The sequence below is a fragment of the Lentzea miocenica genome (genome assembly GCF_033949945.1).
Taxonomy (GTDB): domain Bacteria; phylum Actinomycetota; class Actinomycetes; order Mycobacteriales; family Pseudonocardiaceae; genus Lentzea; species Lentzea miocenica.
In genome coordinates, this window is the sequence record NZ_JAXAVW010000092.1 from 1 (window position 1) to 1,344 (window position 1,344).

At 65.2% G+C, this 1,344-nt stretch carries 2 protein-coding genes; both read left to right on the top strand.

Going from position 1 to position 1,344, the window contains the following annotated elements; translation table 11 throughout:
* The first annotated feature begins 67 nt into the window (after positions 1–67).
* Complete coding sequence (locus tag SK803_RS46315; protein WP_319972637.1) at positions 68–391, top strand: transposase; 324 nt, start codon at positions 68–70, stop codon at positions 389–391.
* Complete coding sequence (locus SK803_RS46320) at positions 391–1,305, top strand: IS3 family transposase (protein ID WP_319972638.1); 915 nt, start codon at positions 391–393, stop codon at positions 1,303–1,305. The genes SK803_RS46315 and SK803_RS46320 overlap by 1 nt, the downstream gene beginning before the upstream one ends.
* The last annotated feature ends 39 nt before the right edge of the window (positions 1,306–1,344 follow it).

The following is a 1,344-nucleotide window of genomic DNA, read 5'->3' on the forward strand; positions in this document are numbered from 1 at the left end:
TGAGGTTCACCCCAGGCAGTGGACACCGAGTTAGCAGGACGAGCGGTTCTGCTGAAAGGATGTCCGTATGCCTCCTCGTAAGCGCCGGTCGTACTCGGCTGAGTACAAGGTCGAGGCTGCGCATCGTGTGATCGATTCCGGGCGCACGATCAGCGAGGTTGCCCGCGAGCTGGGGATCGACGCGGGGATGTTGAGCGTCTGGGTCAAAGACGAGCGGCGCCGGATCGCCGCGGCCGAGGTCCACGGGGAGAACCCGCTGGAGGCGGCGGAGCGGGCCGAGTTGCTGCGGTTGCGCAGGCAGGTCGCCGAGCTGGAGAAGGACAACGCGTTCCTGGTAAAAGCTTCGGCGTACTTTGCCGCGATGCAGAAGAACCGGAACGGTTCGCTCTGATGGCCAAGTACGCCGGCCCCGATGACATTGCCGGCGTCGCCGGCCCCGTGGCGTCCGTGGGCGGGCGGTTCGCGGTCCGGCGCATGGCGCGGCTGCTGGGTGTATCGGTCTCGGGCTACTACGCGTACGTGAAGCGTTGTGCGGCAACGGTGTTGACGCCGCGTCAGCAGTGCCGTGCGGACCTGGAGGTAAAGATCGTCCAGGCGCATAAGGACTCTGACGGGACCTACGGGTCGCCGCGGATCACCGCGGAGCTGCGGGATCAGGGCGAGGTGGTCAGCGCGAAGACCGTCGCGAAGGTCATGGCCGGGATCGGGATCGAGGGCATCAGCCCACGCACGTTCAAGGTTCGAACGACCGTGGCCGACCCGTCCGCGTCGTTCCCGCCGGATCTCGTCGATCGTGAGTTCGATCAGGGCCGCCTCAACGCCGTGTGGCTCACCGACATCACGTATCTGTCCTGTGGCGAGGGCGAGATGTTCCTGTGCGCGATCCGGGACGGGCACTCCCGCACAGTTCTCGGCTACAGCGTCGCCGACCACATCAGTGCCGAGATGGTCACCACCGCCATCGAGACGGCCGTGGCCGCCCGCGGCGGCGAATGTCGTGGCACAGTCCTACATTCCGACCGCGGCGGTGAATACACGGGGAACCTGACCGCACAGGCCTGTTTCCGGCACGGGCTACGCCGGTCGATGGGCGCCACCGGGATCTGCTGGGACAACAGCCCCGCCGAGTCGTTCTGGTCCACGTTCAAACATGAGCACTACTACCGGCACGTCTACGCCACCAAGACGGAACTCGTTGCCGCAGTTGACAAGTGGATCCGTTTCTACAACAGTACGCGGCGGCACTCCAAGCTCGGGATGCGCAGTCCCAGCGACTATGAGAAGTCACTCCGAGCAGCTGCCTGAACTTCTTAAGCCCCTGTCCACCGTTCGGGGTGAACCTCA

What these genes read in the sequence shown, in the direction of transcription:
- SK803_RS46320 (WP_319972638.1), top strand. Translation starts at nt 391, where the DNA reads ATGGCCAAGTACGCCGGCCCCGATGACATTGCCGGCGTCGCCGGCCCC.
- SK803_RS46315 (WP_319972637.1), top strand. Translation starts at nt 68, where the DNA reads ATGCCTCCTCGTAAGCGCCGGTCGTACTCGGCTGAGTACAAGGTCGAG.